Source organism: Bacillus sp. SKDU12 (assembly GCF_010093085.1).
Classification (GTDB): Bacteria; Bacillota; Bacilli; order Bacillales; family Bacillaceae; genus Bacillus; species Bacillus mexicanus.
Genome location: NZ_MSRC01000010.1, coordinates 24959 through 49529, shown reverse-complemented (window position 1 = coordinate 49529; position 24571 = coordinate 24959). Strand labels below are relative to the sequence as shown.

The window sequence follows — 24571 nt, the reverse complement described above, 5'->3', positions numbered from 1 at the left end:
CCTTTATCGCTCTTTAGCAAAAAAGTATTCCTTTTATCACATCTTTATTTGCTGGTACGATAGAAAATTCATTTTGGGTGATACCTGTTACAAGCCAAGTATGGCGGCTGCCAGGCAAGACGAAAGCCATGTCGGCCACTTCCGGCGAGTTGTCTTTGTCATACACAAGGCGCATCAATGTATCCATTTTCCCTTTTCGCAATGCCAGATCATTTATAAATCGGGTAACGTCCTCTTGATGATCATGTTTTTCAAGGAATTCCTTTAAGTATGAAGGACTGTCTGAAGCGCCCTCCAAGAGCTTTTCAAATTCATTTGATGTCAAGCTCAGAAGCGATTCTCCCTTATTCTCTGTCTCTACTAGATGTAAAAATTCATTTGTCTTCGTAAGCAGACCTTCATTGGACTCTAGTTTTGTAATGCGGTGTATTTGCTCATCAAAAAGGAGTTCATGAGAGTAAGTGCCGAATTTTGATATATGGCAGGACACATTCTGTTCTTTTGCTTGTTCATTAAATTTGGACAGCTTCACTGTATAATCGGCATCGTTTAATACATGGATAAACGGACAGTATTCGTCTTTTAACCGATATTGATGATTCCGAAATTCCGCCGCATCCTTAGCTAAGAGTGAACGGCACGCCGCTTCAAACAAAGTGCCGAGCTGTTCATCTTCTATCTCCGGAAAATAGGCCTGCTTCAAGGCCATGCCCTGTTCAAAAAACCCTTCACTGTAAAAACAAAATAAGAGTTCTTCTATGCTAATTGTAAACTGCTTCATTGATTATTCTCCTATCCAAATGAAAATGGCCCCTTGAGAAAATGGGTTGCGCCGTGTATAAGCGAATCCGCTGTTTTCTTTGCTTTTTCCATCCCTTGATGTATCGTTTGATTCGCTTCATCTATCCCGTCATTTACTGATTTGATGACTTTGCCGGCTGATTCTAATCCTTTATTGGCAGTATCAACGACAACGTGAATCGGCTCTTTCATATTTACAGCTGCTTTTTCAGCAAAGCCTGAGGTGAATTTTGCGATTTTTTCTCCAGCCAATCCTCCTATAGCTGATCCAATTGTGCCTCCAATTACTGTGCCGACAGGGCCTAACACACTTCCCAAAGTACCGCCCGCAACTGCGCCTGCTGTCGCACCGCCCGCAATGAAAATCGTATTATTCACTGCATTCCCGACGGCCTTTGCATTTTCACGTTTCAGAACTTCCGGTTTGTCTTGGTATTTCGCATAATTTTCAGCAATTTTTAATCCTGCTCCGAACGTTTCAGTCGCACCAGTAATCAGTGTGGCGGTAATGGCATTTCCTTTTGCGAATTTCAAACCCGTTTTACCGACATCCTTTAAGGTTGAGCGTACGCCGGCTTCATTAAGAAATCCTTTTGTGTAGCTTCTGACACTGTTCGAAAAATTCACCGTATCCTGGGGAAAGTACTTTGTAACCTTTTTATGTACCAAATCTGAAAACGGCCGATTTGTCTTTTTAAACAAATATTTAGGATTCAAAAATACTCTGGCCGCTTTTTGATAGCGTGACTTGTCAACGGCTCTGGAAATATCCCATAGAAGCTTTGAGTGTCTGGCGGTATGCAAGCCGCTTGGCTGTTTCACAAATTTCGTAAGCCCTAATCCGTAGTATTTTCCTTGCGTCAGCATAAGGGCAGTTAAGCTTGTCATCGTTCCGTATTTGCCATAAGCTTGATAGAGCTTTCGCAAAATATCATCTTGTTCAACAAATTGAGCGCCTGTTTTTCTGATAGAAATCTCATTGTCACTCAGTTTGGTGATGAGCGCATTCCCTGAGCTCCACGCATCACCGACTCCGGAAAAACAGCTGCTGTAGCGGGGATCACATTGCAACATCAGCTGCCCCAGCTCCACATGCAGGACCTTACATTTGGTTTCTATCTCGGTTAATTCAGTAACTACATCATTTGCGAGCTGTTCAAGCTTATCCGGATCAACTGCAATGTTTCCTGACAATCCGTTCACCCCTTGAGTTTATGTCTTTCCTCTCTTGCTTTACGTTCGAGTTCTTCCATACTGGAAATTTCAGCTTTTCGTTCTTCTATTTTAACGGCTGCTTCTTTTAGCTCCTGGCTTGTTTCAAGCAGCTCCTGTTCAAATTGGTCGTAGGCGGCTTTCGTTTCCTCGAAATCCTGGTCAAACGAATCTCTCGCTTCTCCTTGCCATGCATCCCCTAATGCGGATAACCGGGATTCAAGCAGCATTTTAGAGCTTCTGACCTCTTCTGCAGCCGCACTGTACTTGTTTGCCAGCTCAATGACTTTATATGAGTCCAACTTTTGTCCCCTGCCTTTTCTAAATTCACGCACAAATGGATGTTTTATATAATTGATTATAAATAATTCGGCATGTATTCGAATCGTACAAAAGAACCTTTTCATAGAAATTGGCAGGGCGGATATTCACTTGGATTTCACAATTTTCGAGACTTTAAGATTACAAAAAAGGTAAATAAATGAATATGGAGGAGAGAGTCACAACTTAATAGTAGGGATTTATTCATGGGGGGGAGACTATGACAATTGTATGTAAAAAAGAGCCTGTTTTTAGGCTCTAAACAAATTGTAAAATAAAGCGGCACTGTTACTAATCATGAAAAAGAGAGTTTATTATCTTATTTATTGCTAAATAAACAAGGAATATAAAGAAACCGACCATAACGTACATAATACCCAGTAAAATCAATTTTTGTTTTATCGTCATGTCAGGAAAGGCTGAGACCCCGAGTGTCATGCTGATCATAGGAAGCAAATAGAGGATGAAAAAGATTTTTTTCTTATATGTATTCCAAGTGTTTTTCATTATCTTTCTCCTTGTTTTTTCAAAAGCATCTTATTTGTAACTTTGTAGCCTGTATAGATTGCTGCAGTAGTGATCAAATACAATAAAAAAAGTAAAATGATCCTGATACCGACTGGGATGTCAGGGAGCATAAAAGTAATGAAGGTCATGCAAATCATGAAAAAGAGATAGTATAGTAAAATGAATCGTTTTTTATATCTTTTCCAAAATTGTACCAATAAGTATCTCATGTTATATCAGCCCTTAAAAGTTTCTTGAAAAGCTTTTTCTTCTAGTGATTGATATCCCTCAAAAAGAACTTCTTCTATCACCTTCTGGATAAGAAATTGTGTTTTTACAAAGAACAATTCCATCATGCGCACCTCATGATTCTTTTGAATCGTTATAAAATGTAAATGAGAGACTTTCCTAATGTTACATGATGGAATGTAATGGATAAATAGGAAATATAGATTATATAACGATCTATTTGGTATGTTGGTCTTTATATGAGTAGGGAATCTAAGTGTATGCAGGCCTATTAGATTAGTTGTTTTTACCTATTCGAAAGGATTCATGGCAGCTTGAGAAATTTCCCGCTCTGTGGGAAAAAACACTAAAATTGATCAAATGACCTAAGTGCGCCAAAGGTGTTACAGGACTGGTCCACTCATGGTATAAATAAAAATGTAAACGTTATCAAGGGGGTCGTCAAATGAAGAAATCATTTTCAATCGTAATAGCGGGCGGAGGAAGCACGTTCACTCCGGGAATCGTACTGATGCTCTTGGACCATTTGGAGGAGTTTCCGATCAGAAAGCTGAAGCTGTATGATAATGATAGGGAAAGACAGGAGCGGATTGCAGGCGCCTGTGACGTTTTTATCAGGGAAAGAGCGCCGGAAATTGAATTTACAGCGACGACTGATCCGGAAGAAGCTTTTACAGATGTCGATTTTGTCATGGCGCACATTAGGGTAGGGAAATACGCGATGCGGGCGCTGGATGAGCAAATTCCGCTGAAATACGGGGTTGTCGGCCAAGAGACATGCGGTCCGGGCGGTATCGCGTACGGCATGCGCTCGATCGGTGGCGTGATTGAAATAGTAGATTACATGGAAAAGTATTCACCTGATGCATGGATGCTCAATTATTCCAACCCGGCGGCCATTGTTGCCGAAGCAACGAGACGCCTCAGACCGGATTCTAAAATCCTCAATATCTGTGATATGCCAGTGGGAATTGAAGACCGGATGGCACAAATTCTCGGCCTGTCTTCAAGAAAAGAAATGAAAGTCCGCTATTACGGATTAAATCATTTCGGCTGGTGGACATCGATTCAGGACCAAGAGGGCAATGATTTAATGCCGAAGCTGAAGGAGCATGTCTCTCAATATGGGTATATTCCGAAGGCAGAAGCTGAGGCTGTGGAAGCGAGCTGGAATGACACGTTCGCCAAAGCGCGTGATGTGCAGGCCGCAGATCCTGACACATTGCCGAATACGTATTTGCAATATTACTTGTTCCCGGATGATATGGTGAAAAAATCAAATCCAAATCATACGCGGGCAAATGAAGTAATGGAAGGGCGCGAAGCCTTTATTTTCAGCCAATGTGACATGATCACACGCGAGCAATCCACAGAAAACAGCGAAATCAAAATTGATGATCACGCCTCATATATTGTGGATCTTGCCCGGGCGATTGCCTACAATACTGGCGAAAGAATGCTGTTGATTGTTGAAAATAACGGGGCGATTGCCAACTTTGATCCGACTGCAATGGTTGAGGTGCCATGTATCGTCGGCTCGAACGGGCCTGAACCGATCACGATGGGCACTATTCCGCAATTCCAAAAAGGACTGATGGAGCAGCAAGTATCCGTTGAGAAACTGACGGTTGAAGCGTGGGCGGAGAAATCGTTCCAAAAGCTGTGGCAGGCGCTGATCCTGTCAAAAACGATGCCGAACGCGCGTGTGGCAAGGCTCATTCTTGAAGATTTCATAGAGGTCAACAAAAACTATTGGCCAGAGCTTGATCAAAGCCCAACCCGCATTTCATAAATGAAATTCCCCCATTTTCGAATCTGTAATTGTATATAATAGAAGAAAATGGGGGGATCTGATGTGAAGCTCGAAGAACTGATTAATCAGCATTACAGCAAATTAAATGACAACGATTTTCATATTTTAAAATATATATTGAATCACAAGCACACATGCTATCACCTTGGAATCGATGCGCTGGCCAAAGCTTGCAGCGTATCGCGTTCCTCGATTTTACGGCTGGCCCAAAAGATCGGTTTCAGCGGCTACAGTGAATTTCGCGTCTATTTAAAGTGGGAAGATCAGCCGGAAGAAGGCGAGAGTATGACATTTCAAAAGCTGCTTGATGATGTTGCATCAAATCTAAAGTTCTTGAGGACAAAGGATATGACGGATATGTGCCAGCTGATTGATGAAGCTGACCGCATTTTCGTATACGGATCAGGAAATGCGCAAAAAATATGCGCCCGCGATCTGCAAAGAATGTTTATTCCGCGCCATCGGTATCTCATTTTGATTGAAGACACAAATGAATTTAATCTGATGCGCGACGACTTTAAAGTAAACGATCTGTTTATCATCATTTCTCTTTCCGGAGAGACACCGGAGCTGATTCCTCAGGCAAGAATGCTTTCTGCAAAGGGTATACCCTTTATTTCCATTACGAATTTAAAAAACAATGTCCTCGCCCAGCTGACTCCGCATAATCTTTATGCGACAAGCAAACCTGTGACATTAAGCGATAAAACGGAAATTGTCACTTTTGCACCTTTTTTTCTCGTTGGCGAAGCATTGTTTCGCGCATATGTTGATTACAAAGAGGCGGAAAAAAATGATATTCAATAGCAGGGGGTTCTGGTATGATGCAAAAAATTCAGCGCTTTGGAAGCGCGATGTTTGTGCCTGTTCTATTATTTGCGTTTGCCGGTATAATCGTTGGTGTCAGCACGCTCTTTAAAAATAAAACCCTCATGGGACCGCTTGCCGATTCTGATGGGTTATGGTACCAGTGCTGGTATATCATTGAGCAGGGCGGCTGGACCGTATTTAATCAAATGCCGCTTTTATTCGCTATCGGCATCCCGGTTGCTTTGGCGAAGAAAGCACAGGCGCGAGCTTGCTTGGAAGCGCTTACGGTTTACTTGACGTTCAATTACTTTATCAACTCGATCTTGACGGTATGGGGAGGCGCATTCGGAGTCGACATGAACCAAGAGGTCGGCGGAACGAGCGGATTAACGATGATTGCGGGCATTAAGACTCTTGATACCAATATTATCGGCGCTATTTTAATTTCTTCGATTGTCGTCTTTTTGCATAACCGTTATTTTGATAAAAAACTGCCTGATTTTCTCGGTATTTTTCAAGGCTCAACGTATATCGTGATGATTTCCTTCTTCATTATGATCCCGATTGCTTTGGCCGTGTCTTACATTTGGCCGATGATTCAATCAGGCATCGCCTCGCTGCAAAGCTTTCTGGTTGCTTCGGGGGCGGTAGGCGTTTGGATTTACACATTTTTGGAACGGATTTTGATTCCGACCGGTCTTCATCACTTTATTTATACGCCGTTTATTTATGGGCCTGCTGTAGCGGAAGGCGGAATTGTCACGTATTGGGCGCAGCATCTCAGCGAATATTCGCAAAGCGCCAAACCGCTGAAGGAGCTTTTCCCGCAAGGCGGATTTGCGCTTCACGGCAACTCGAAAATCTTCGGCATTCCGGGAATCGCTTTGGCGTTTTATGTCACAGCCAAAAAGGAAAAGAAAAAACTAGTCGCAGGGCTTTTGATTCCTGTTACGCTGACGGCGATTGTCGCCGGTATTACAGAGCCGATTGAGTTCACTTTCTTATTTATTTCTCCTTTCTTATTTGCGGTTCACGCCGTGCTTGCTGCAACAATGTCGACCGTCATGTATATGGCTGGTGTCGTCGGAAATATAGGGGGCGGTCTGATCGAAGCGTTGACATTGAACTGGATTCCGCTCTTTGGCAGCCACGGTATGACATATGTGTATCAAGTGTTGATCGGGCTTTCTTTTACAGCTGTTTATTTTTTCGTCTTCCGATTTTTAATCCTTAAATTCAATATCGCCACACCGGGACGGGAAAAGGATGAACAGCAGGAAACCAAGCTATATTCAAAAAAGGAATACAGAGAAAGAAAAACCAAGGATGAAACAGCCTCCGCTACGGAAACGGCGGATGACACCGCTTTTCTTTATATTGAAGCGCTGGGCGGACAAGACAACATTACCGAAGTCACAAACTGCGCCACCCGACTCAGAGTCAGCGTCAAGGATGAAACAAAGGTTGAGCCTGACAGCGTCTTCCGCGCGCTTGGCGCACACGGCGTCGTCAGGAATGGGAAGGCGTTTCAGGTGATTATCGGATTGAGCGTACCGCAGATGCGGGAGCGCGTGGAAAAAATATTGAATTCATAAAGCCGGCCCTCCTTTTCGGGAGGGTTTTCGTTTGCCGTCAAAAAGACCGCCATAGTAAAGTAAAGAAAGCGATAATCGAGTAAAAAGGGGTTTGGGGGCTTTTATATGCAAAAGGCTTTATCGTTTTTAAAACCATACTCAATGGCGGCGGGAGTTGCACTGTTGTTCATGTTGACGGAGCTTGCGGTTGAATTGATGCAGCCTTTATTGATCGCAAAAATTATCGACGGTGGGATTTTGAAGCAAGATCTTCAGCATGTGTGGACATGGGGCGCGGTCATGGTCGGACTGACGGTATTATCATTTGCGGCGGGAATGCTGAATTCCTTTTATGCCGCCCATGTCAGCCAAAGCTTTTCCTATGATACGAGAAAAGGGCTTTTTCAAAAAATCCAGTCCTTCTCCTATTCCGCATTTGGACAATTTTCGTCTTCTTCTTATATCACAAGGCTGACAAACGATGTCACACAGGTTCAAAACATGATTTTTATGAGTTTGCGGTTTATGCTGCGGGCCCCGTTGATGATTGCAGGCGGCATTGTGCTGTCGCTTGCCATTAATGTGAAGCTCGGCTTTTTTCTGCTTGTGACCATTCCGATCCTGATCTTGTTTTTGTTATGGGTCTTAAAGAAAGGCGGGGCGCTGTTTCGCTCTGTGCAGAAACGGCTCGATCAGGTGAACACCGTCATGCAGGAAAATTTAATCGCAATCAAGCTGATCAAAGCACTGCTTCGCGGCAGCCACGAGGTTAAAAGGTTTATCAAAGCGAACACGAGACTGATGGAAAAAACGGTCTCAGCTTTTCAGCTTGTGGAGTTCACGATGCCTGTGCTGATGTTGCTGATGAACCTTTGCATCCTGTTGATTTTGTGGACAGGGTCCTACAGTATTACGAGCGGCGGCACACAGGTCGGTGATGTTGTCGCGATTATTAACTACGCCACACGAATGACGGGCGCGCTTTCGATGTTTCCGTTTTTGATTATGATTTTCACCCGGGCAAAGGCTTCAGGAGATAGAATCGGCGAGGTGCTTGAAACAGAAGGTGATGAGCAGCAGGAAGGCGTCATATCTGATCGTTTGTCAGGACGGATTGCGTTTCAGCATGTTTCCTTCCGTTATCCTGAAATGGATAGAGACGCTTTGCGGAATGTCTCGTTTTCTGCAAAGCCGAGGGAAACGGTCGCGATTCTCGGTGCGACGGGTTCGGGCAAGTCAACGCTCTTTCAGCTCATTCCGCGGCTTTATCAGCCGGATTCAGGAAGCATTTACATAGATGAAAAGCCGGTTCATGATGTTCCGGCTGAAGGGCTTCGCAAGCAAATTGGGTATGTGCCTCAGGAAGTGCTCCTGTTTTCCGGCACAATCAAAGAAAATATCGCTTGGGGCAAAGAACATGCTTCACTTGATGAAATAATGGAAGCAGCCAAACATGCGCAAATTCATGAAACAATTAAGAAGCTCCCAAATGGATATGACACCGTGTTAGGGCAGCGAGGCGTCAACCTCTCCGGCGGCCAGAAGCAGCGGATTTCCATTGCGAGGGCGCTGATCCGACAACCGGCCATTCTTCTTTTGGATGACAGCACAAGCGCGCTTGACCTGCAAACAGAGGCGAAGCTGCTTGAGGCGATCAGCACATATGAGTGCACAACGTTGATCATTACGCAAAAAATGACTACAGCGATGAAAGCAGATCAAATTTTGCTGCTTGATGATGGCGAACTAATTGAAAAAGGCACGCACAACGAGCTGCTTTCTGAATCACCGTTATACAAACGCATTTATGAGTCGCAATTTGGAAGGGAGGAAGGCGAGCCATGCTAAAAGACATCCGCAAGCCTTTCCAATACCCCAAACTGCCGATCGACAAAAAAGAAGGCGTGAAAAAACGGGCGAAAGCAAAGGATACAACAGGCACACTGAGACGAATTTGGTCTTACTTGGCTGAACGAAAAGGACTGCTCATCCTTGTCATGCTGATGGTTGTCATCAGCGCGATATTTGGGCTCCTCGGGCCCTTTGTGATTGGAAAGGCCATCGACCATTTTATCGTCGGGAAAACGGTCAGCGGCTTGATTCCTGTTTTGCTGCTTCTGCTCGTTATCTATATCATTCAGGCCCTGTCGCTCTGGTTTCAAAACTATTGGATGATTACGATCTCACAGGGCACGGTTTTCCGAATGAGAAGCGAGTTATTCACACACCTGCATGAGCTGCCGATTCCATTTTTTGATAAACAGCGGCACGGCGAGCTGATGAGCCGGGTGACGAATGACATCGAAAATGTCAGCTCGACCTTAAACACATCGGTCATTCAAATTTTATCGAGTGTGATTACTTTTGTCGGCACAATTACGGTGATGCTGTATATGAGTCCGCTCCTTACATTGATTACACTGACCATTATTCCGGTGATGGCAGTGAGCTTGAAATGGATCACCAACCGAACGGGTAAGCTATTTAAATTACAGCAGAAAAACCTTGGCGAGCTGAATGGGTATATTGAGGAAGCTGTATCCGGCGCTAAGGTCATCAAAGCCTATTCGCGTGAAAAGCAGATCACAGACGAATTTCTCGAAAAAAACGCTGCGCTTAAAACTTCGGGTTTCTGGGCCCAGACGATTTCGGGGTTTATTCCGAAAGTCATGAACTCTTTGAATAACGTAAGCTTTACGATGATTGCTGCAATCGGCGGTTTGTTTGCGCTGAAAGGCTGGATCTCGATCGGTTCTATCGTCGTCTTTGCTGAGTATTCAAGACAATTCACACGCCCTTTAAACGATTTGGCGAACCAGTTTAATACGATGCTGTCGGCGATTGCCGGCGCTGAACGAGTGTTTGACGTGCTTGACGAAAAAGAAGAGCGCGAGGATGAAAAGAACGCTGTGCATCAGCCGATCCAAACAGGCAGTATTGAATTCCGCAATGTGTCCTTCGGTTACGATGAAGGACAGCAAACACTGAAGCATTTGCAATTTACCGTACCTGCCGGACAGTCTATCGCATTTGTGGGACCGACGGGAGCGGGAAAAACAACTGTCACAAATCTTCTCGCCCGTTTTTACGAACCAAATGAAGGAGAGATTTTAATAGACGGTACAGATATAAAAACGCTCACGAGAGCAAGCTTGCGGAAAAACATGGGGTTTGTTCTTCAAGATTCATTTTTGTTTCACGGAACGATCAGAGAAAATATTCGCTATGGCAGGCTCGATGCTTCTGATCAGGAAGTCGAAGCCGCTGCAAAAACAGCGAATGCCCACAGCTTTATCGAAAAGCTGCCAAAAGGGTACGATACTGTATTGACGCAAAACGGATCAGGCATCAGCCAAGGACAGAAACAATTGCTTTCTATAGCGCGGGCAGTGCTTGCCGATCCGGTGCTGCTCATATTGGATGAAGCGACGAGCAACATTGATACCGTCACAGAAGTCAACATTCAAGAGGCATTAGCCCGTTTAATGAAGGGGAGAACAAGCGTCATCATAGCCCACAGGCTGAACACCATTCAAAGAGCGGACCAGATTGTGGTGCTAAAAGACGGCGAAATGATTGAAAAAGGCAGCCATCATGAGCTGATCAAGCAAAAAGGATTTTACAGTGATTTATATGAAAGTCAATTTGAGAAATAGGCCTTTGTCCTGCACAAAGGTCTTTTTTTGTTACAGTTTTATAGTACTAATATTTCATTTTCGGAAAATGTAACGAAATTACTTGACGTAAATAAGTTATGTATATATACTAGCTTACAATAAGTAAGTGAATAAATATCTTTATCAAGGAGGTTCACATGAATAGGTCTTTTGAAACTGGCACATTACTTTTACGAGTGATGACAGGTATCATCTTTTTTGTTCACGGTTTATCTAAGTTTCAGGAAATGGACGGCACCATCCAATTTTTCGGGAGTTTAGGTCTTCCAAGCTTTATGGCGTATGTCATTGCAACAATTGAATTGGCGGGCGGAGTGCTTGTCGTTTTCGGCTTGGCTACACGTATTGTCGGTGTTCTGTTTGCTCTCACGCTGATCGGCGCTATTATTACAGTTAAACTGAAAGCGCCGTTCATAGGCAATGCAGAATTTGATTACCTTCTGCTTTTGACATCAATCCATCTAGCTCTTTCTGGAAGTCGTTTTCTGGCGCTGGACTCACTTGTGTTTAAAGAAAAAAAGAGCGGAAACGTATCAGTCTAAGAAAAGAGGCATACAGCATGACCAGCATTCATAAGAATACAAACATTGGCTATGTCAAACTGACAATTCGCAGTTTGGAGCGTTCCCTTCAGTTCTACTGTAACGCCATTGGCTTCAAAGTCTTAAAAAAGACGGATCGCCAAGCTGAATTAACAGCTGACGGGAAACGCGCACTGCTTATTCTTGAAGAAAATCCAAGCGCTGTCGTCTTGCCTGAACGATCTGTGACAGGCCTTTATCACTTTGCGATTCTTCTTCCGAACAGGAAGGAACTTGGGATCGCGCTTGCCCGCTTGATTGAACACGGCATTGCCATCGGGCATGGCGATCATACTGTGAGCGAAGCACTCTATCTGTCTGATCCGGATGGAAACGGCATTGAAATATACGCTGACCGCCCTCGGAGCACGTGGCAGCGTGATCGTGAAGGAAACTACGTCATGACGACAACATCTGTTGATATTGAGGGGGTTCTGGAAGAGGCAGGAGATGAGCGGAAAACCGCGCTTCCGAACGACACCATCATCGGACACATTCATTTGCATGTCAGTGATTTGAAAGAAGCGAGAGCGTTTTATACAGATGTGCTGGGCTTTGACATTGTCGGAAACTATGCGGGCATGTCCGCTCTCTTCGTGTCAGCCGGGGGCTATCATCATCATATCGGATTAAACATTTGGGCGGGAAGAAACGCGCCGCCTAAACCGACAAATGCCAGCGGATTAGACTATTACACGGTTGTCCTGCCTCATCAAGACGAACTCGATCAAGTCGCAGACCGGGTCAAACAGGCCGGATATATAATTGTAGAAATGGAAACCAGCTTCCGGGTGCAAGACCCTGTTTCCGGAGTCGATATTGTATTTGTGATTTGACTGTAATCCCTTTGCCGCAAATTTGGCAGGGGGATTTTTATTTTCCGGAAACGTCTGTCAAAAATGTCTTGAGGCAGGTATGATAAGAAGGGAATTGGGTAACGGGAGTGATGAGCGTGAAGGCTCTGTTTTTTACGAGAATGTTTACCTTGATGGTGAGCTGTTTAATGTATTTGTCCATTGTGAAAGAGGATAACTGGTTTGAATATGCATGTATTGCAGCAGGTGCTGCCGTGTATGCAGCCAATCATGTTTTACTGACAAAAGAGACAAATGCCTTCTGGTTTTGTCTGATTGATATTGCGGTCGGCTTTTCGTTCGGATTCATCTTTCCCGGCACAGGCTTGTTCATTATCATGCTCTGTCCGGTTGCAGTCGCCTTTTTTCTGCGAGGATTTCAAAAGAAAACTGCTCGGTCTGTTTTATGTCTATGCTTGATTTTGTTTTTGATCGTCCTCATCCGTACATATATGATGTTCGGCACTGAATTTGTCATCGATCATTTGACCAGCATGACATTCGTTGTCTTCTGCGGTGTCGTCGGCAAATTAATCCGCAAGCTGCTAGAGGCGCAGGATACGGCAAAACAGCAGTTTCAGGAATTGACGGAATCCCACCTGGCGCTGTCTGCTGCACACGAGGAGCTGCATTTATATGCGAAGCAGGTTGAAGAGCTGACCGCCATTCATGAGAGGAACAGAATGGCAAGGGAAATCCATGATATAGTCGGGCACAAAATGACGGCCCTTCTCGTCCAGCTGCAGCTTTTGCGTGAATGGCAAAAAAGAGACAGCCAACAAGCGGAGGAGACAGTCGGAATATGTGAAACGCTTGCCCGTGAAGCGCTTGACGATGTCCGCTTATCAGTGCGGACCCTGCAAACGGAAAACGATCCTTCGGTCATCGAATCGCTAAAACAGTTGACAGAGGACTTTTACAAAAATGCAGGAGTCACAACAGAATTTACGGTCAGCGGCGATCCTGCGATAATCCCGCTGTCTCTTCATCCGACTTTGGTCAGAACGGTGCAGGAAGGACTGACCAATGCCAAACGGCACGGCGGCGCCACCGCCTGTTCGATACGGCTTGCCTGTACAACGGACGGCATCAGCCTTGTCATTAAGGATGATGGAAAAGGAAATCCTGAGGCGGCACTCGGGTTTGGCCTCTTGAATATGAAAAAACGGGCAGCGGAGCATGGCGGAATGATCCGCTTTGAGAGCGAACGGGATCAAGGGTTTACTGTCATCGCTGAATTTTCAATGGCTAATAAAAAATGGAGCTTCGGGCCTGTGCAGCAAAAGGAGAGTTTATCATGATTAAGATCATCATTACCGACGATCAGGATATCGTCAGAGAAGGGCTGGCGTCACTGCTTCAGCTCAGAGAAGAGCTTGACGTGATCGCTACAGCGCGAAACGGGCAGGAGGCCTTCGAAAAGGCGAAAGAACTTGAGCCGGATATCGTGTTAATGGACATCAGAATGCCTGTTTCCAACGGAGTTGAAGGAACAAAATTGATTACAAGTTCTTTGCCCGGCGTAAAGGTTTTAATGCTGACAACCTTCAAGGATTCAGAGCTGATTGCGGAAGCGCTTGAAGAAGGAGCGAGCGGATACCTGCTGAAGGACATGTCAGCCGATACGATTGTAAAAGCAGTGATGACGGTTCAATCTGGCGGAATGGTGCTCCCTCCGGACCTGACTGCTCAAATGCTGAATGAGTGGAAGCGTGAAAAACAGCTGAAAGGAATAAACGAGATAGAAAAACCGAAGGAGCTGCTCGATTTGACCGAGCGTGAAATCGAAGTTTTGGCTGAACTGGGGTACGGGCTGAACAACAAAGAAATTGCCGAAAAGCTGTTCATTACAGAAGGCACAGTGAAAAATCACGTGTCCAACATTATCAGCAAACTGTCTGTCAGAGACAGAACCCAAGCCGCCATCTATTCAGTCAGATATGGTGTATCTATCTTTTGACATATGTCGTCGAGCATATTTGTTACTTTGAAAAGGCCTGTAAAAGGTCTTTTTTTCATGCCTTACATTCTATCTGGCGCTACATGCCGAATGCTTTTCTTTTTTCTACAATAGCAATGATTCAAAAAAGGAGTGGAACGGCGTGCTTAAAGCAGAAAACATCAAAAAGGCATATGGGAAAAAAACAATCGTGAAAGGCATTTCTTTTTCTCTGCAAAAGGGGGAGTCGTTCGGGCTTCTCGGGCCAAACGGTGCGGGAAAGTCCACAACCATCTCGATGATTTCCGGCCTCGCGCCTCATGACAGCGGGCACATCACAGTAGGCGGGTATGTTATCGGAAAAGAAACAGCTAAAGCGAAACAAAAAATCGGTGTCGTCCCGCAGGAAATTGCTTTATATCCAACACTGACGGCACGAGAGAATCTAATATTTTGGGGAAAAATGTACGGACTTACCCATAGCGAGGCCAAAAAGAGGTCGGCAGAAGTCCTTGAATATGTCGGCCTGAGTGAGCGGGCCAAAGATAAAATTGAAACATTCTCAGGCGGTATGAAACGGAGAATCAACATCGGTGCGGCATTAATGCACAAGCCTGAGCTGTTGATCATGGATGAACCGACTGTCGGCATTGATCCGCAATCAAGAAATCATATTTTAGAGACGGTGAAGCAGCTCAATGAAACAGGTATGACAGTGATCTATACGAGTCATTACATGGAAGAGGTTGAGTATTTATGCGACCGAATCGGGATTATGGATATGGGAGAAATGATTGCGATCGGCACAAAAGGCGATTTATGCAGCCGTCTTGGAGGCGATACCATCATTCAGGTCACAGTTAGCAGGGTCAATGAAGCGTTTCTTTTTGCGATCCGTTCCCTGGCTCATGTAAATGATGTAACCGTACATGAAACAGGACTCAAAATTAACATTTCTGCGGCCCATCATGAAAAAGTTGTCACAAGTTTGCTTGCGGAAGCAACCGCCCATCAAATCAACCTGCTGTCTCTTCAGGTGCAGGAACCAAACCTGGAGCGTCTGTTTCTGAATCTGACCGGCCGCACGTTGCGGGATTAGGAGGGACGGTAATGAAAAAAAGCTTATGGATTGCATGGAAAGATGTCAACATCAGAATCACGGACAGAAAAGGGTTTATGATGCTTATTTTAATGCCGCTGATCCTGACCTGTATTTTAGGTGCGGCACTCGGATCAATTGTTGACGGAGGCAGCCGGATTGACGGCATCAAAGTCGGGTATGTCCAATCAGACCGATCAGATGCAGCGAACATGTTTAAAACAGACGTCCTCAATAAAATGAAGCCGGTAAACATGACACAAGCCAGCAGCGAAGATGAGATGAAGAAACTGCTCGATGAAAAGAAAATCGATGTCGGCATCGTCATTCCGAAACATTGGGAAGCCGGCAAAACGTCAGCATTTGTTTATGCCGATCCAGATCAAACCATAAAAAGCTCCATCATCGAAACAGCAGCCGCATCTTTCATAGACCAATATAAGGCGGTAAAAGATGCTGCGTCCGCTTCAATGGACTACATCAGCAAAACGTCAGCTGTCCAACAAGGAAAGATTGATCCTGCACACTTTGCAAACAACCTAGTAAAGACGCTTGAAAAGGAAACGGGTAACAAGCTGACAATTGCGGAAAAATCAGTCGGCAGCAAGGCTGTTACCAGCTTTCAATACTATTCGGCTGCAATGCTTTGCATGTTTATGCTGTTTCATATGACAGTCGGAGCGAAATCATTTTTACAGGAAAAGGAGACGGAAACACTTGCCAGAATGCTGATGACGCCTGCGCAAAAATTCGTCATTCTTTTCGGAAAATGCCTCGGGACCTATATATTTGCGATCATACAATTTATCATATTTCTGATTGTCACGATCAATGTATTTGGTGTGGACTGGGGCGGTAATCTGATGTTTGTAAGTGTACTAGGGCTTTCGTACGCTGCCGCTGTATCGGGCATTTCAATGCTGCTTGCGTCCTGCATTAGCGATATGAAATCGGCGGATGCGATCGGCGGCTTCGGCGTTCAAGTGCTTGCGGTTCTTGGCGGGTCTATGCTGCCGCTGTACCAATTTCCGGACTTCTTGCAGTCTATATCCAAGGTCGTACCGAATCGATGGGCGCTTGACGGCTTTCTTTCTTTAATGGAAGGAGGAGGCTGGGCTGATATTCAAAAGCCTGTGCTTCTTTTTGCAGCGATCAGCCTTTGTTCACTCGTGCTTGGTATCAGACGGCTTCATACAACAAGATAAGGAGGTACACACGAAGTGAAAAAAATCTTAGCCATTTGCGGCATTGAGCTTTCTCTCATTTTCAAAAAGCGGCAGAATTATTTGATGATGTTCGCCGCCCCGCTTTTGCTGACCTTTGTATTTGGAGGGATGTTAGGCAGCAATGATGACAAGCTGCAGTTTGCAGTCATTGATCAGGATGACACGATTCTGTCGCAACATTATATTCGGCAGTTGAAGACACATGATGATATGTATACATTTGAAACCATGTCTGAAAGCAAAGCATCAGAAAAGCTGGAACAAAAGAAGATTGCCGGGATCATCACAATTTCCCATTCGTTCCAAACACAGCTCGAAAAGGGAAAACATCCTAAGCTGGTCTTCCGGCACGGTCCAGACTTGTCGGAAGCGCCGATGGCCAAACAATATGCAGAAAGCACATTGGCAAAACTCAATATTCAAGTTACCGCAGCGAAAACGGCAGCTCAAGCAGCCGGGGAGAATTGGAAGGCGGCTTATAAATTGGTTTTCGCCAAAGATCCTAAAGAGGCAGCACCACCCGTGAAACGTAAGACACTAAGCGATAAAGAAGAAAGTGCGAACGTAAGCGATACAGCCTCCAGAGCAGCAGGTTTTTCGATTCTATTTGTCATGCTGACTATGATGGGAGCAGCGGGAACCATTTTAGAAGCGAGAAAAAACGGCGTCTGGCACAGATTGCTTACAGCTTCTGTAAGCCGAGCAGAAATCGGTGCTGGATATGTGCTGTCCTTCTTTATCATAGGCTGGATTCAATTTGGTATTTTACTGCTCGCGTCCCATTGGCTGTTTGGCATCAACTGGGGAAATACGGCGGCGGTTATTGTGTTAGTCTCATTTTTTCTGCTGACCGTTGTGGGTATCGGATTGGTGATAGCCGCCAATGTCAGAACGCCGGAACAGCAGCTTGCGTTCGGCAATTTACTCGTCATCGCAACATGTATGGTAAGCGGAATGTATTGGCCGATAGATATTGAACCGAAATGGATGCAGTCCGTCGCGGAACTTCTTCCGCAAAAGTGGGCGATGAGTGGGCTGACTGAGATTATCGCTAACGGTGCACATGTTATAGATATTCTCGGCATCTGCGGCATTTTGCTTGCTTTTACGGCAATTACTTTCGCAGCGGGGCTGAAAGCGCTCCGAGCCTAAAAAAGCATCTGCCCCCTGAGGCAGATGCTTTTTGCATGCGGGTAAATCTCCGCCCACAGTCAACCTTTGTTAATCATGGACAAAATCGACTCCAGCCAGGAAACGTAATTTTTCTCCCGCTCCAGCGCTTTCGTCAGCACGAGATAGTGGCCGAAGTCTGGTGAAGAAAATGACATTGGTTCTGCTGAAGCCATCAGCTTGTCATAGCTTCCCTGCAGATCAGACAGCTTTGCCTTGCGTTTCAGCAGCTGATCTGTGAACAAGTCGGAAGCCTCCTGCTGCGATAGACAAGAAATGAAATAAGCCTTCAGCATAAATTCATCCTTCACAGTCTCCGGTATCGGCTGGTGTCGGATCAGCCAGTCATGCAGCTCCTGCTTTCCGCTGTCTGTCAGGGTGTACATCTTTTTCTCCAGCTTCGTGCCTTGAATCGTTGTTCGGAACGTGATAAATCCTTCATCCGTGAGCTTTTTGAGCTCGGGGTAAATCTGGCTGTGCTTGGCGCTCCAAAATTGGCCGAGCTCCTCTTTAAAATAACTCGTAATATCGTATCCGCTCAATTCGCCTTTGCGCAAAAGCCCTAATATGGCGTATTTTAATACTCTCATGCGATCCTCCGTGTCTATGGCTGTTTCGTAATCCTAACTGCCTATTCCCCTTATTATAGAAAAGGGAGGAAGGGAACACAACCTGACTACTTTATGTCCCGCACTCAGATTGATGATTTATGTATAAGAGGAAAGGTGAACTTGAATAAAGGATTTATGATCACATCCTCTGCATAGCCCAAAAGTTCTTGTCTGCACAGTATTCAGTTGTTCTCGATAGTCTATAAGACATCCGCCAATTTAAGACATCCGCCACTTTTTCAAACCGAACAGACATGTTAAGGTACAACCATTGATTTCTAAAAATTTGAAATAAAAGGAGCGCTGTGATGCAAATTAAAGAAATTTTTATGATCCGCTGTATTTCGTGCTTAAGTGTCGTTTTGCTCCATATCATTTCAATGGTTCTGATGCTTCAGGCAGAAGCTCTCGCAAATATCTCTCACACCGTAGATTCTTTTCGCACACTCCTCATGTTCAGCACGCCCGCTTTCATTTTCATCTCTGAATTTTTGCTGGCCCGTTCTTATCCTGACGGAGTGCCGGACGGTTTTTTAAAGAAGCGGGGAAAAGTGATTTTCATTCCTTTTTTATTTATCGCAGCCATCGATGCTTTGCTGATGACCAGTGCGATGGGGGGAGAGGTCACCTTTCTCGCGATTGTGCAAAAATTTTTGGCGAACGTATTGTTAGGCAACTTTGTTGGATACTTCATTCTCGTCATCTTTCAATTTTACATTCTGCATATGCTGTTTCATGAGTATTTGAAAAAAGCATCGCCAAAATGGGTTCTGTCCATCTCATTTGTGTTGACAGCCGCTTATTTAAGCTATTACTCAGCAGCCAGTCCGGCTCCTGCTTCTGAAGAGGGCGGAGCGTTTCCGTTCTTCTGGGTGCCGTTCGCAGGCTGGCTTTTTTACTTCTGTCTGGCCTATTATTGCGGAAAAGAATATAAGCGTTTTTTAGCACTGTTAAATCAATACCGGTGGGGGATATACGGGACTGCGCTGGCATCTGCGGCGCTTGTTGTCACTGTTTCTTATGTCGGGGAAATCGGCATGATCAGCTCGAAACGGCCTGATATCATGCTGTATTCGACAAGCATGATTTTCCTGTGCTTTCACGTGTTTTCTAAAATAAAACATGTGCCGAAAATCATGATGTTTATCAGCAACTATTCTTTTTCAATTTATCTGCTTCATGCTTATTTTATGATTATAGGCTACGTGTTGCTTTTAAATGTGCCCGACATCCCCGCCGTACCGGCAGTTCTCCTGTTGTTCGCCGTGTGCACAGCCGGCCCGATCCTGACCTCGTGGGCACTGAATAAATTCAAATACGGTTATTTATTTGTGGGAAAGATTTATCAGCCAAAACAGAAGAAAGCAACAGCAGAAGTGCGGGATCAAGCAGGGTGAAAAGAAGCGGCAGGAGAGAGGCTCCTGCCGTTTGTTTTATTTCCTATCCGTTTGCAGCACCGTTTTTAAATACAGTTTTGCAGATTCAGCAAGTCCAGATACATCAGCTTTTTCTTCATCAAAATAAAGGGCGCTTTGAATGATGCCGTCATTCATATTTAGGAAAAACTTCGCAATCGTCGCGAGAGGCTGCAGAGGCTGAAATTCCCCTTGCTCGATTCCTTTTTGCAATAGCTTTGAAAACCTTTCTATAAAAAGATCGTACCTTTTCTCCAAGTACAGCCGCCGTTCTTCATTCCGCCAAGCTGTCACTAAATATTCAAATTGAACCGGTGCCAGCGTATCTGCTGCATCACTAAGACCTTCAGCAAGTTCATCCAAATAGCTTGAAATGGTGTCCCAAACACTTCGATGTTCCGCAGAGTCATCAAGCTTTTGGAGCCCTTCATCAAGCCCGGCTTCAATAATGCGGCGAAACATCTCCTCAGTGCTTGAAAAATAAAGATAGACACCGCCTCGGCTGAAGCCTGACTCTTCCACGACGTCTTTCATTGTCGTTAATTCGAATCCTTTTCGTTTAAAAACGGTTTTGGCAGCCTCTAAAATCTCTGCCTGCCGTTTATCTTTGTGCTCCTTTGTTACTTTCGGTGACAAGATATCGCCCGCTTTCTGCAACTTTCTTACCTACAAGTGTAATCAACCCAACCATGATCAGCAAGCAGCCGCAGACAAGAAAAGCAAGTGATACACCGATCCATTCCGCCAGCACACCCCCGCCCGCCATGCCGAGGATGGAGGCGAGGGTCGTCGCGCTTTGAATGGCGCCAAACACCCTGCCGCTGTAATTGACAGGCACCGTTGTCTGCACGAGGATTTGAAAAGGTATATGGACGAGGCCGAAAGCCGCTCCCATGATGAAAAAAGCGAAAATAAAAAGAGCGATGCCGGCGATTCCCATGCCGCTCAGAAATGGCGTACTTCCAGTCGATATTCCAAGCAGAAAGGCCCCAGCTGAGAAATAAAGCAAATAAGAAGTGATACTCCGTTTGCCGATCATTGCCGCCGTAAGGAGCATACCGGCCCCGCTTACGGCCATGCACCAGCCAGCAAGCTCGGGAGGAGCGCCAGAAAAGGAACGGATGAGAATGATTGCCTGCGAATCACCAATCTGCAATACAAAGAGAACAACACAAGCAGTGAGCAAGCCTGTTAAAAGAAGCGGCATCCGTTTCAATAACTGAAAGCCTTCTTTCATCGAAGCGAGTGCCGGCGTTTTTTCTTGAGGTGTAAGGGTTTTTTGTAAAAAAGCATCTCTCGGGAGGAAAAACAAAATGACAGCGGAAAGAAGAAAGGCCCCGGCGTTGATATAGAAAACAGAATGGATAGAGACAGCGGCGATCAGCATGCCGCCGAGGGCGGGGCCGAAGACTTTTGCGCTGTTATCAATCATGCTGCTGACGGAGACGGCCTGCTGAATGTGAGCTTCCGGGGCCAATTCCTTAAGCTTTCCGTTTTTAGCGGGTGAAAAAAGGGAAGAAAAACTGCTCTGGAGGCTTAGCAATACGTAAAGCTGCCAAAGCTCACTGACATAAACGCAGCTGACAACGGTGAGGGCCCGCCCGATTTCCGATAGAAACATGATTGTTTTTCTGTCAAAGCGGTCGGCTAACACCCCCGATACCGGACCGAGTATAATGACAGGCATAGCAAATGACATCATCAAAAATGACATATCTAACGATGAAGCGTGGAGCTGAAAAGCGGACAATGTCAGCACGGCCAAAATGTGAAGCCAGTCTCCAAGTGAAGAAATAGTTTGTGAGGCCAACAGTGTCATCAGCTCTTTGCGAAACAATGATTTTTCCATGATTCATCCTCCTGTACAATAAAAACGACAACTGTGTCGTTTTTATTGTATGAGAAATAATCGCAAGATACAATCTTTTTTATGTAAAATAAAGGAGAAGAAGAATCAGAAGGGAGAACAGACATGACAACATCCAATCTAAGCTACCCGATAGGGGAATACAAACCAAGGGAATCCGTATCAAAGGAGCAAAAAGTAAAATGGATTCAAGCGCTCGAAGAAGTGCCGGCCAAGCTGAAGCAAGCCGTAGAAGGCATGACGGACAGCCAGCTTGATACACCGTATCGAGACGGGGGATGGACCGTTCGGCAAGTTGTCCATCACTTGGCTGACAGTCATATGAACAGCTATATTCGATTTAAATTGTGTTTGACGGAAGAGACGCCGGCCATCCGTCCGTATGATGAAAAGGCGTGGTCAGAGCTAAAGGACCCGAAAACAGCGGATCCGAGCGGTTCACTCGCGCTTTTGCAGGCGCTTCACGGGAGATGGACGGCTCTTCTCCGCACTCTGACGGACCAGCAATTTCAACGCGGTTTTTATCATCCCGATACAAAGGAGATCATGACCTTGGAGAACGCGCTCGGGCTGTATGTCTGGCACTCACATCACCATATCGCCCATATTACGGAGCTTACCAAACGGATGGGGTGGTCTTAAGGCTTTTTCCGGCGGAAAGCCGGCAGACTGATCGCCGCAATCACCAGCAATGAGATCACAGCCGCCGCCGCATATAAATGATCGTAGCCGCTAGCGACACTCGCATGAATGGCGTCGCTGATCGCTGTTTTGACTTCAGGCACGGGAATGTGTTCAATTTGTTCTTGTAATGAAGAAACATCAGAGCTGCCGATCTCCGGAATCATTTGCATCGCCTTTTCTGAATGTCCGCTTTCTGATAAGCGGCTTTTGATTTCAGCGCCGACTTGGTCAAACCCGGCTGTGATAAACCCGGCATAAAGCGTAGGCGCCAATGTCAGTCCAATTTGCCTTACTAATGAAAGTGTGCCAAGCGCTGTTCCTTTATTCGTTTTAGCCGCCTCTGATACAAGGACGTTCAGCGGAGCGCCTAACAGAAAGCCAAACCCGATCCCGGCCGCCATACTTGCGATCACAAACTCCCATTTCTCCGTTACCCAGAGCGGAAATAACGCAAATCCCGCACACGAAATGATTCCAGAAAGAACAACAGTTGTCACCGGTCCTTTTTTGTCGGTAAGCACTCCGCCAAGCCAAGCTCCGATTCCAGAAGCTAGTGCAAGCGGAGTCATCCAATAACCTGATTTTGCGGCAGGGACACCCAAATACTGCTCAACATATGACGGGATAAAAATAACCGCAGCCAAGAGCCCTCCGGATAACAAACCGATGACAAGCGTACGCTGAAACATGTGGTTCCGCAGCAAAGAATACGCCAAAATCGGATCGCCCCCGCGCATTTCAACCCTTTTTTCAAACGAGATAAGCGCTGCAAAGCAGATGATGCCCAACACAATACATCCATAAACCTCCGGATTCCCCAAGCTGTTTAAAAGGTTTGCACCGTCAAGATTTGTCATTCCGTACATCACAGCTAAAATCGACAGGGACAGAAGGAAGATCCCGGCTGTATCAAGGCGTTTAGCCTCAGGCGCTGTTGTTTCCGCCATAAAATATGCACCGAAAACGACCAACAGCAAGGCAATCGGCAAATTAATCAAAAACAGCCAATGCCAAGACCCGGTCCAATCAAGCAGAAAGCTTCCTATATTCGGTCCGAGCACTGCCGCCATCCCGTTCATCGCGCCAAGCAGCCCAAGCGCTTTTCCCTGCTTTTCCTTTGGAAAGGTAGCGAGAATGTGCGAGCTGCCGATAATGAAGATCCCGCCGCCTCCAAGTGCCTGAATCAGCCGTGAGATCAGAAAGAGCGGGAAGTTTTGACTCAAAGCAACAAGCAAAGAACCAAGCCCGAACAGGCAAACCTCAATGAGAAAAAGTTTCTTTCTGCCGTAGCGGTCTGAGAGCTTTCCGACGATCGGCACACTGACGCTAAGACCGAGCGTATAAAGGGTAATGCCCCACGATCCCCATGAAGGAGAAACGGCAAACGACTCGTTTATCGTTGTTAAAGCCGCCGAAATAATACCGTTATCCAGCGCAGCCATAAACACACCGATTGTAAACAGACTGATCGCCCACTTTTGGCTTTTTTGCTCTGTGAATGCCTCAGACATATTCATCAAACCTCTTTTCTTTAATTCATTATGAATATATTATTCATTTTAAGTGAATTAAATGTCAAATAAAAAAAGCCTGTTTCCGCAGTTTACGGATGACAGACTTAAACACTTATTCCTTTTTTGCTTTCTCCAATGCTTGAGAAAGAATAGATAGCCCTGAGGAAACAGCTTGCTTTTCTTCAGGAGACAGCAGCTCCAAGGAACGCTTCAATTTCAAATGCCCTTTTTCGTAAAGACCCCGAAAAATTTTTTTAGCATTCTCCGTCAATTGAACAACCACTGAGCGGCGATCCTCTTCAGAATGTGAGCGTTTGACAAATCCTGATTTCTCAAGACGGTCAAGCAGCCCTGTTGTATTAGACAGAGAAGCTCCCATTTTTTCTGCAATGTCGCTGACCTTTAGTGTTCCATGGTTGTTTAATAGCATCAGCACTTTCATTTGCGGCATGCTCATATCCAGTTTCATCCACTCAGACACATCACCGAGCCCGGCAGAGGTTAAGACTTTCATATAGAGCACCCATATTTCCCGTTCCTCCGAAGAAAGAATGTTTTCGTTTAATACAGTGGTATCATGCAGATTATATTCCATTTCATCACCCTCATCTTTCACTCCTCTTACCATATTACTCGATTTTCACTCT

22 protein-coding genes are annotated in these 24571 nt (G+C 45.3%); 14 read left to right on the top strand and 8 right to left on the bottom strand.

Translation table 11 applies throughout. From position 1 onward, the window contains the following. Window positions 1–13: 13 nt before the first annotated feature. Genes BTW01_RS10535 through BTW01_RS10525 form a run of 3 tightly spaced genes read right to left on the bottom strand, consistent with a single transcriptional unit; the run spans window position 14 to window position 2315 of the window. Window positions 14–781, bottom strand: coding sequence for a hypothetical protein (locus tag BTW01_RS10535; protein ID WP_162102937.1), 768 nt, complete (start codon window positions 779–781; stop codon window positions 14–16). 11 nt (window positions 782–792) lie between these two features. Continuing rightward, window positions 793–1995 (bottom strand): hypothetical protein, encoded by a 1203-nt coding sequence (locus BTW01_RS10530; protein ID WP_162102936.1) that lies wholly within the window; start codon window positions 1993–1995, stop codon window positions 793–795. Window positions 1996–2000: 5 nt separating this feature from the next. Further along, window positions 2001–2315, bottom strand: coding sequence for a WXG100 family type VII secretion target (locus tag BTW01_RS10525; RefSeq protein ID WP_162102935.1), 315 nt, complete (start codon window positions 2313–2315; stop codon window positions 2001–2003). Window positions 2316–3535: 1220 nt separating this feature from the next. Here BTW01_RS10525 and glvA point away from each other — a divergent pair. From glvA to BTW01_RS10465, 12 genes are all read left to right on the top strand, one after another. Beyond that, on the top strand, window positions 3536–4882 hold the full coding sequence (gene glvA / locus BTW01_RS10520) for a maltose-6'-phosphate glucosidase (protein WP_162102934.1): 1347 nt from the start codon (window positions 3536–3538) through the stop codon (window positions 4880–4882). Window positions 4883–4945: 63 nt separating this feature from the next. Next, window positions 4946–5710, top strand: a complete 765-nt coding sequence (gene glvR, locus BTW01_RS10515) for a MurR/RpiR family transcriptional regulator GlvR (RefSeq protein ID WP_162102933.1) — start codon at window positions 4946–4948, stop codon at window positions 5708–5710. Between the two features lie 14 nt (window positions 5711–5724). Continuing rightward, window positions 5725–7308: a PTS maltose transporter subunit IIBC gene (gene malP / locus BTW01_RS10510; RefSeq protein ID WP_162102932.1), complete on the top strand. Its 1584-nt coding sequence runs from the start codon at window positions 5725–5727 to the stop codon at window positions 7306–7308. Window positions 7309–7413: 105 nt separating this feature from the next. Continuing rightward, complete coding sequence (locus BTW01_RS10505; protein WP_162102931.1) at window positions 7414–9135, top strand: ABC transporter ATP-binding protein; 1722 nt, start codon at window positions 7414–7416, stop codon at window positions 9133–9135. Beyond that, on the top strand, window positions 9129–10943 hold the full coding sequence (locus BTW01_RS10500) for an ABC transporter ATP-binding protein (protein ID WP_162102930.1): 1815 nt from the start codon (window positions 9129–9131) through the stop codon (window positions 10941–10943). The genes BTW01_RS10505 and BTW01_RS10500 overlap by 7 nt, the downstream gene beginning before the upstream one ends. A 158-nt stretch (window positions 10944–11101) precedes the next feature. Next, window positions 11102–11506 (top strand): DoxX family protein, encoded by a 405-nt coding sequence (locus tag BTW01_RS10495; RefSeq protein WP_162102929.1) that lies wholly within the window; start codon window positions 11102–11104, stop codon window positions 11504–11506. 17 nt (window positions 11507–11523) lie between these two features. Next, complete coding sequence (locus BTW01_RS10490) at window positions 11524–12381, top strand: VOC family protein (RefSeq protein WP_162102928.1); 858 nt, start codon at window positions 11524–11526, stop codon at window positions 12379–12381. 116 nt (window positions 12382–12497) lie between these two features. Next, complete coding sequence (locus BTW01_RS10485; RefSeq protein WP_162102927.1) at window positions 12498–13700, top strand: sensor histidine kinase; 1203 nt, start codon at window positions 12498–12500, stop codon at window positions 13698–13700. After that, on the top strand, window positions 13697–14359 hold the full coding sequence (lnrK, locus tag BTW01_RS10480; RefSeq protein ID WP_162102926.1) for a two-component system response regulator LnrK: 663 nt from the start codon (window positions 13697–13699) through the stop codon (window positions 14357–14359). The genes BTW01_RS10485 and lnrK overlap by 4 nt, the downstream gene beginning before the upstream one ends. Before the next feature lie 142 nt (window positions 14360–14501). Then, window positions 14502–15437, top strand: a complete 936-nt coding sequence (locus BTW01_RS10475) for an ABC transporter ATP-binding protein (RefSeq protein WP_162102925.1) — start codon at window positions 14502–14504, stop codon at window positions 15435–15437. Window positions 15438–15448: 11 nt separating this feature from the next. Further along, a complete protein-coding gene (locus tag BTW01_RS10470) occupies window positions 15449–16642 on the top strand; it encodes an ABC transporter permease (protein WP_162102924.1) in 1194 nt (397 codons plus the stop codon). Window positions 16643–16657: 15 nt separating this feature from the next. After that, window positions 16658–17815, top strand: coding sequence for an ABC transporter permease (locus BTW01_RS10465; protein ID WP_162102923.1), 1158 nt, complete (start codon window positions 16658–16660; stop codon window positions 17813–17815). Between the two features lie 59 nt (window positions 17816–17874). On the opposite strand, the gene padR is transcribed toward BTW01_RS10465, so the two are convergent. Then, entirely contained in the window at window positions 17875–18423 is a 549-nt protein-coding gene (padR, locus tag BTW01_RS10460; RefSeq protein WP_162102922.1) for a transcriptional regulator PadR, read from the bottom strand. 329 nt (window positions 18424–18752) lie between these two features. Between padR and BTW01_RS10455 the strand changes: the two genes are divergently transcribed. After that, window positions 18753–19841, top strand: a complete 1089-nt coding sequence (locus tag BTW01_RS10455; protein ID WP_162102921.1) for an acyltransferase family protein — start codon at window positions 18753–18755, stop codon at window positions 19839–19841. Window positions 19842–19877: 36 nt separating this feature from the next. Here the strand turns inward: BTW01_RS10455 and BTW01_RS10450 are convergent, their stop codons facing one another. Next, window positions 19878–20495, bottom strand: a complete 618-nt coding sequence (locus BTW01_RS10450; protein ID WP_162102920.1) for a TetR/AcrR family transcriptional regulator — start codon at window positions 20493–20495, stop codon at window positions 19878–19880. After that, window positions 20461–21708, bottom strand: coding sequence for an MFS transporter (locus BTW01_RS10445; RefSeq protein ID WP_162102919.1), 1248 nt, complete (start codon window positions 21706–21708; stop codon window positions 20461–20463). The genes BTW01_RS10450 and BTW01_RS10445 overlap by 35 nt, the downstream gene beginning before the upstream one ends. A 123-nt stretch (window positions 21709–21831) precedes the next feature. On the opposite strand from BTW01_RS10445, the gene bstA reads away from it, so the two are divergent. Next, on the top strand, window positions 21832–22368 hold the full coding sequence (gene bstA / locus BTW01_RS10440; protein ID WP_162102918.1) for a bacillithiol transferase BstA: 537 nt from the start codon (window positions 21832–21834) through the stop codon (window positions 22366–22368). Here bstA and BTW01_RS10435 read toward each other — a convergent pair. Together BTW01_RS10435 and BTW01_RS10430 are read right to left on the bottom strand one after the other, a co-directional pair. Next, window positions 22365–23921 (bottom strand): MFS transporter, encoded by a 1557-nt coding sequence (locus tag BTW01_RS10435; protein WP_162102917.1) that lies wholly within the window; start codon window positions 23919–23921, stop codon window positions 22365–22367. The two genes, bstA and BTW01_RS10435, sit on opposite strands and share 4 nt — an antisense overlap. Window positions 23922–24036: 115 nt before the next feature. Next, complete coding sequence (locus tag BTW01_RS10430; RefSeq protein ID WP_162102916.1) at window positions 24037–24519, bottom strand: MarR family transcriptional regulator; 483 nt, start codon at window positions 24517–24519, stop codon at window positions 24037–24039. Between the last annotated feature and the right edge of the window lie 52 nt (window positions 24520–24571).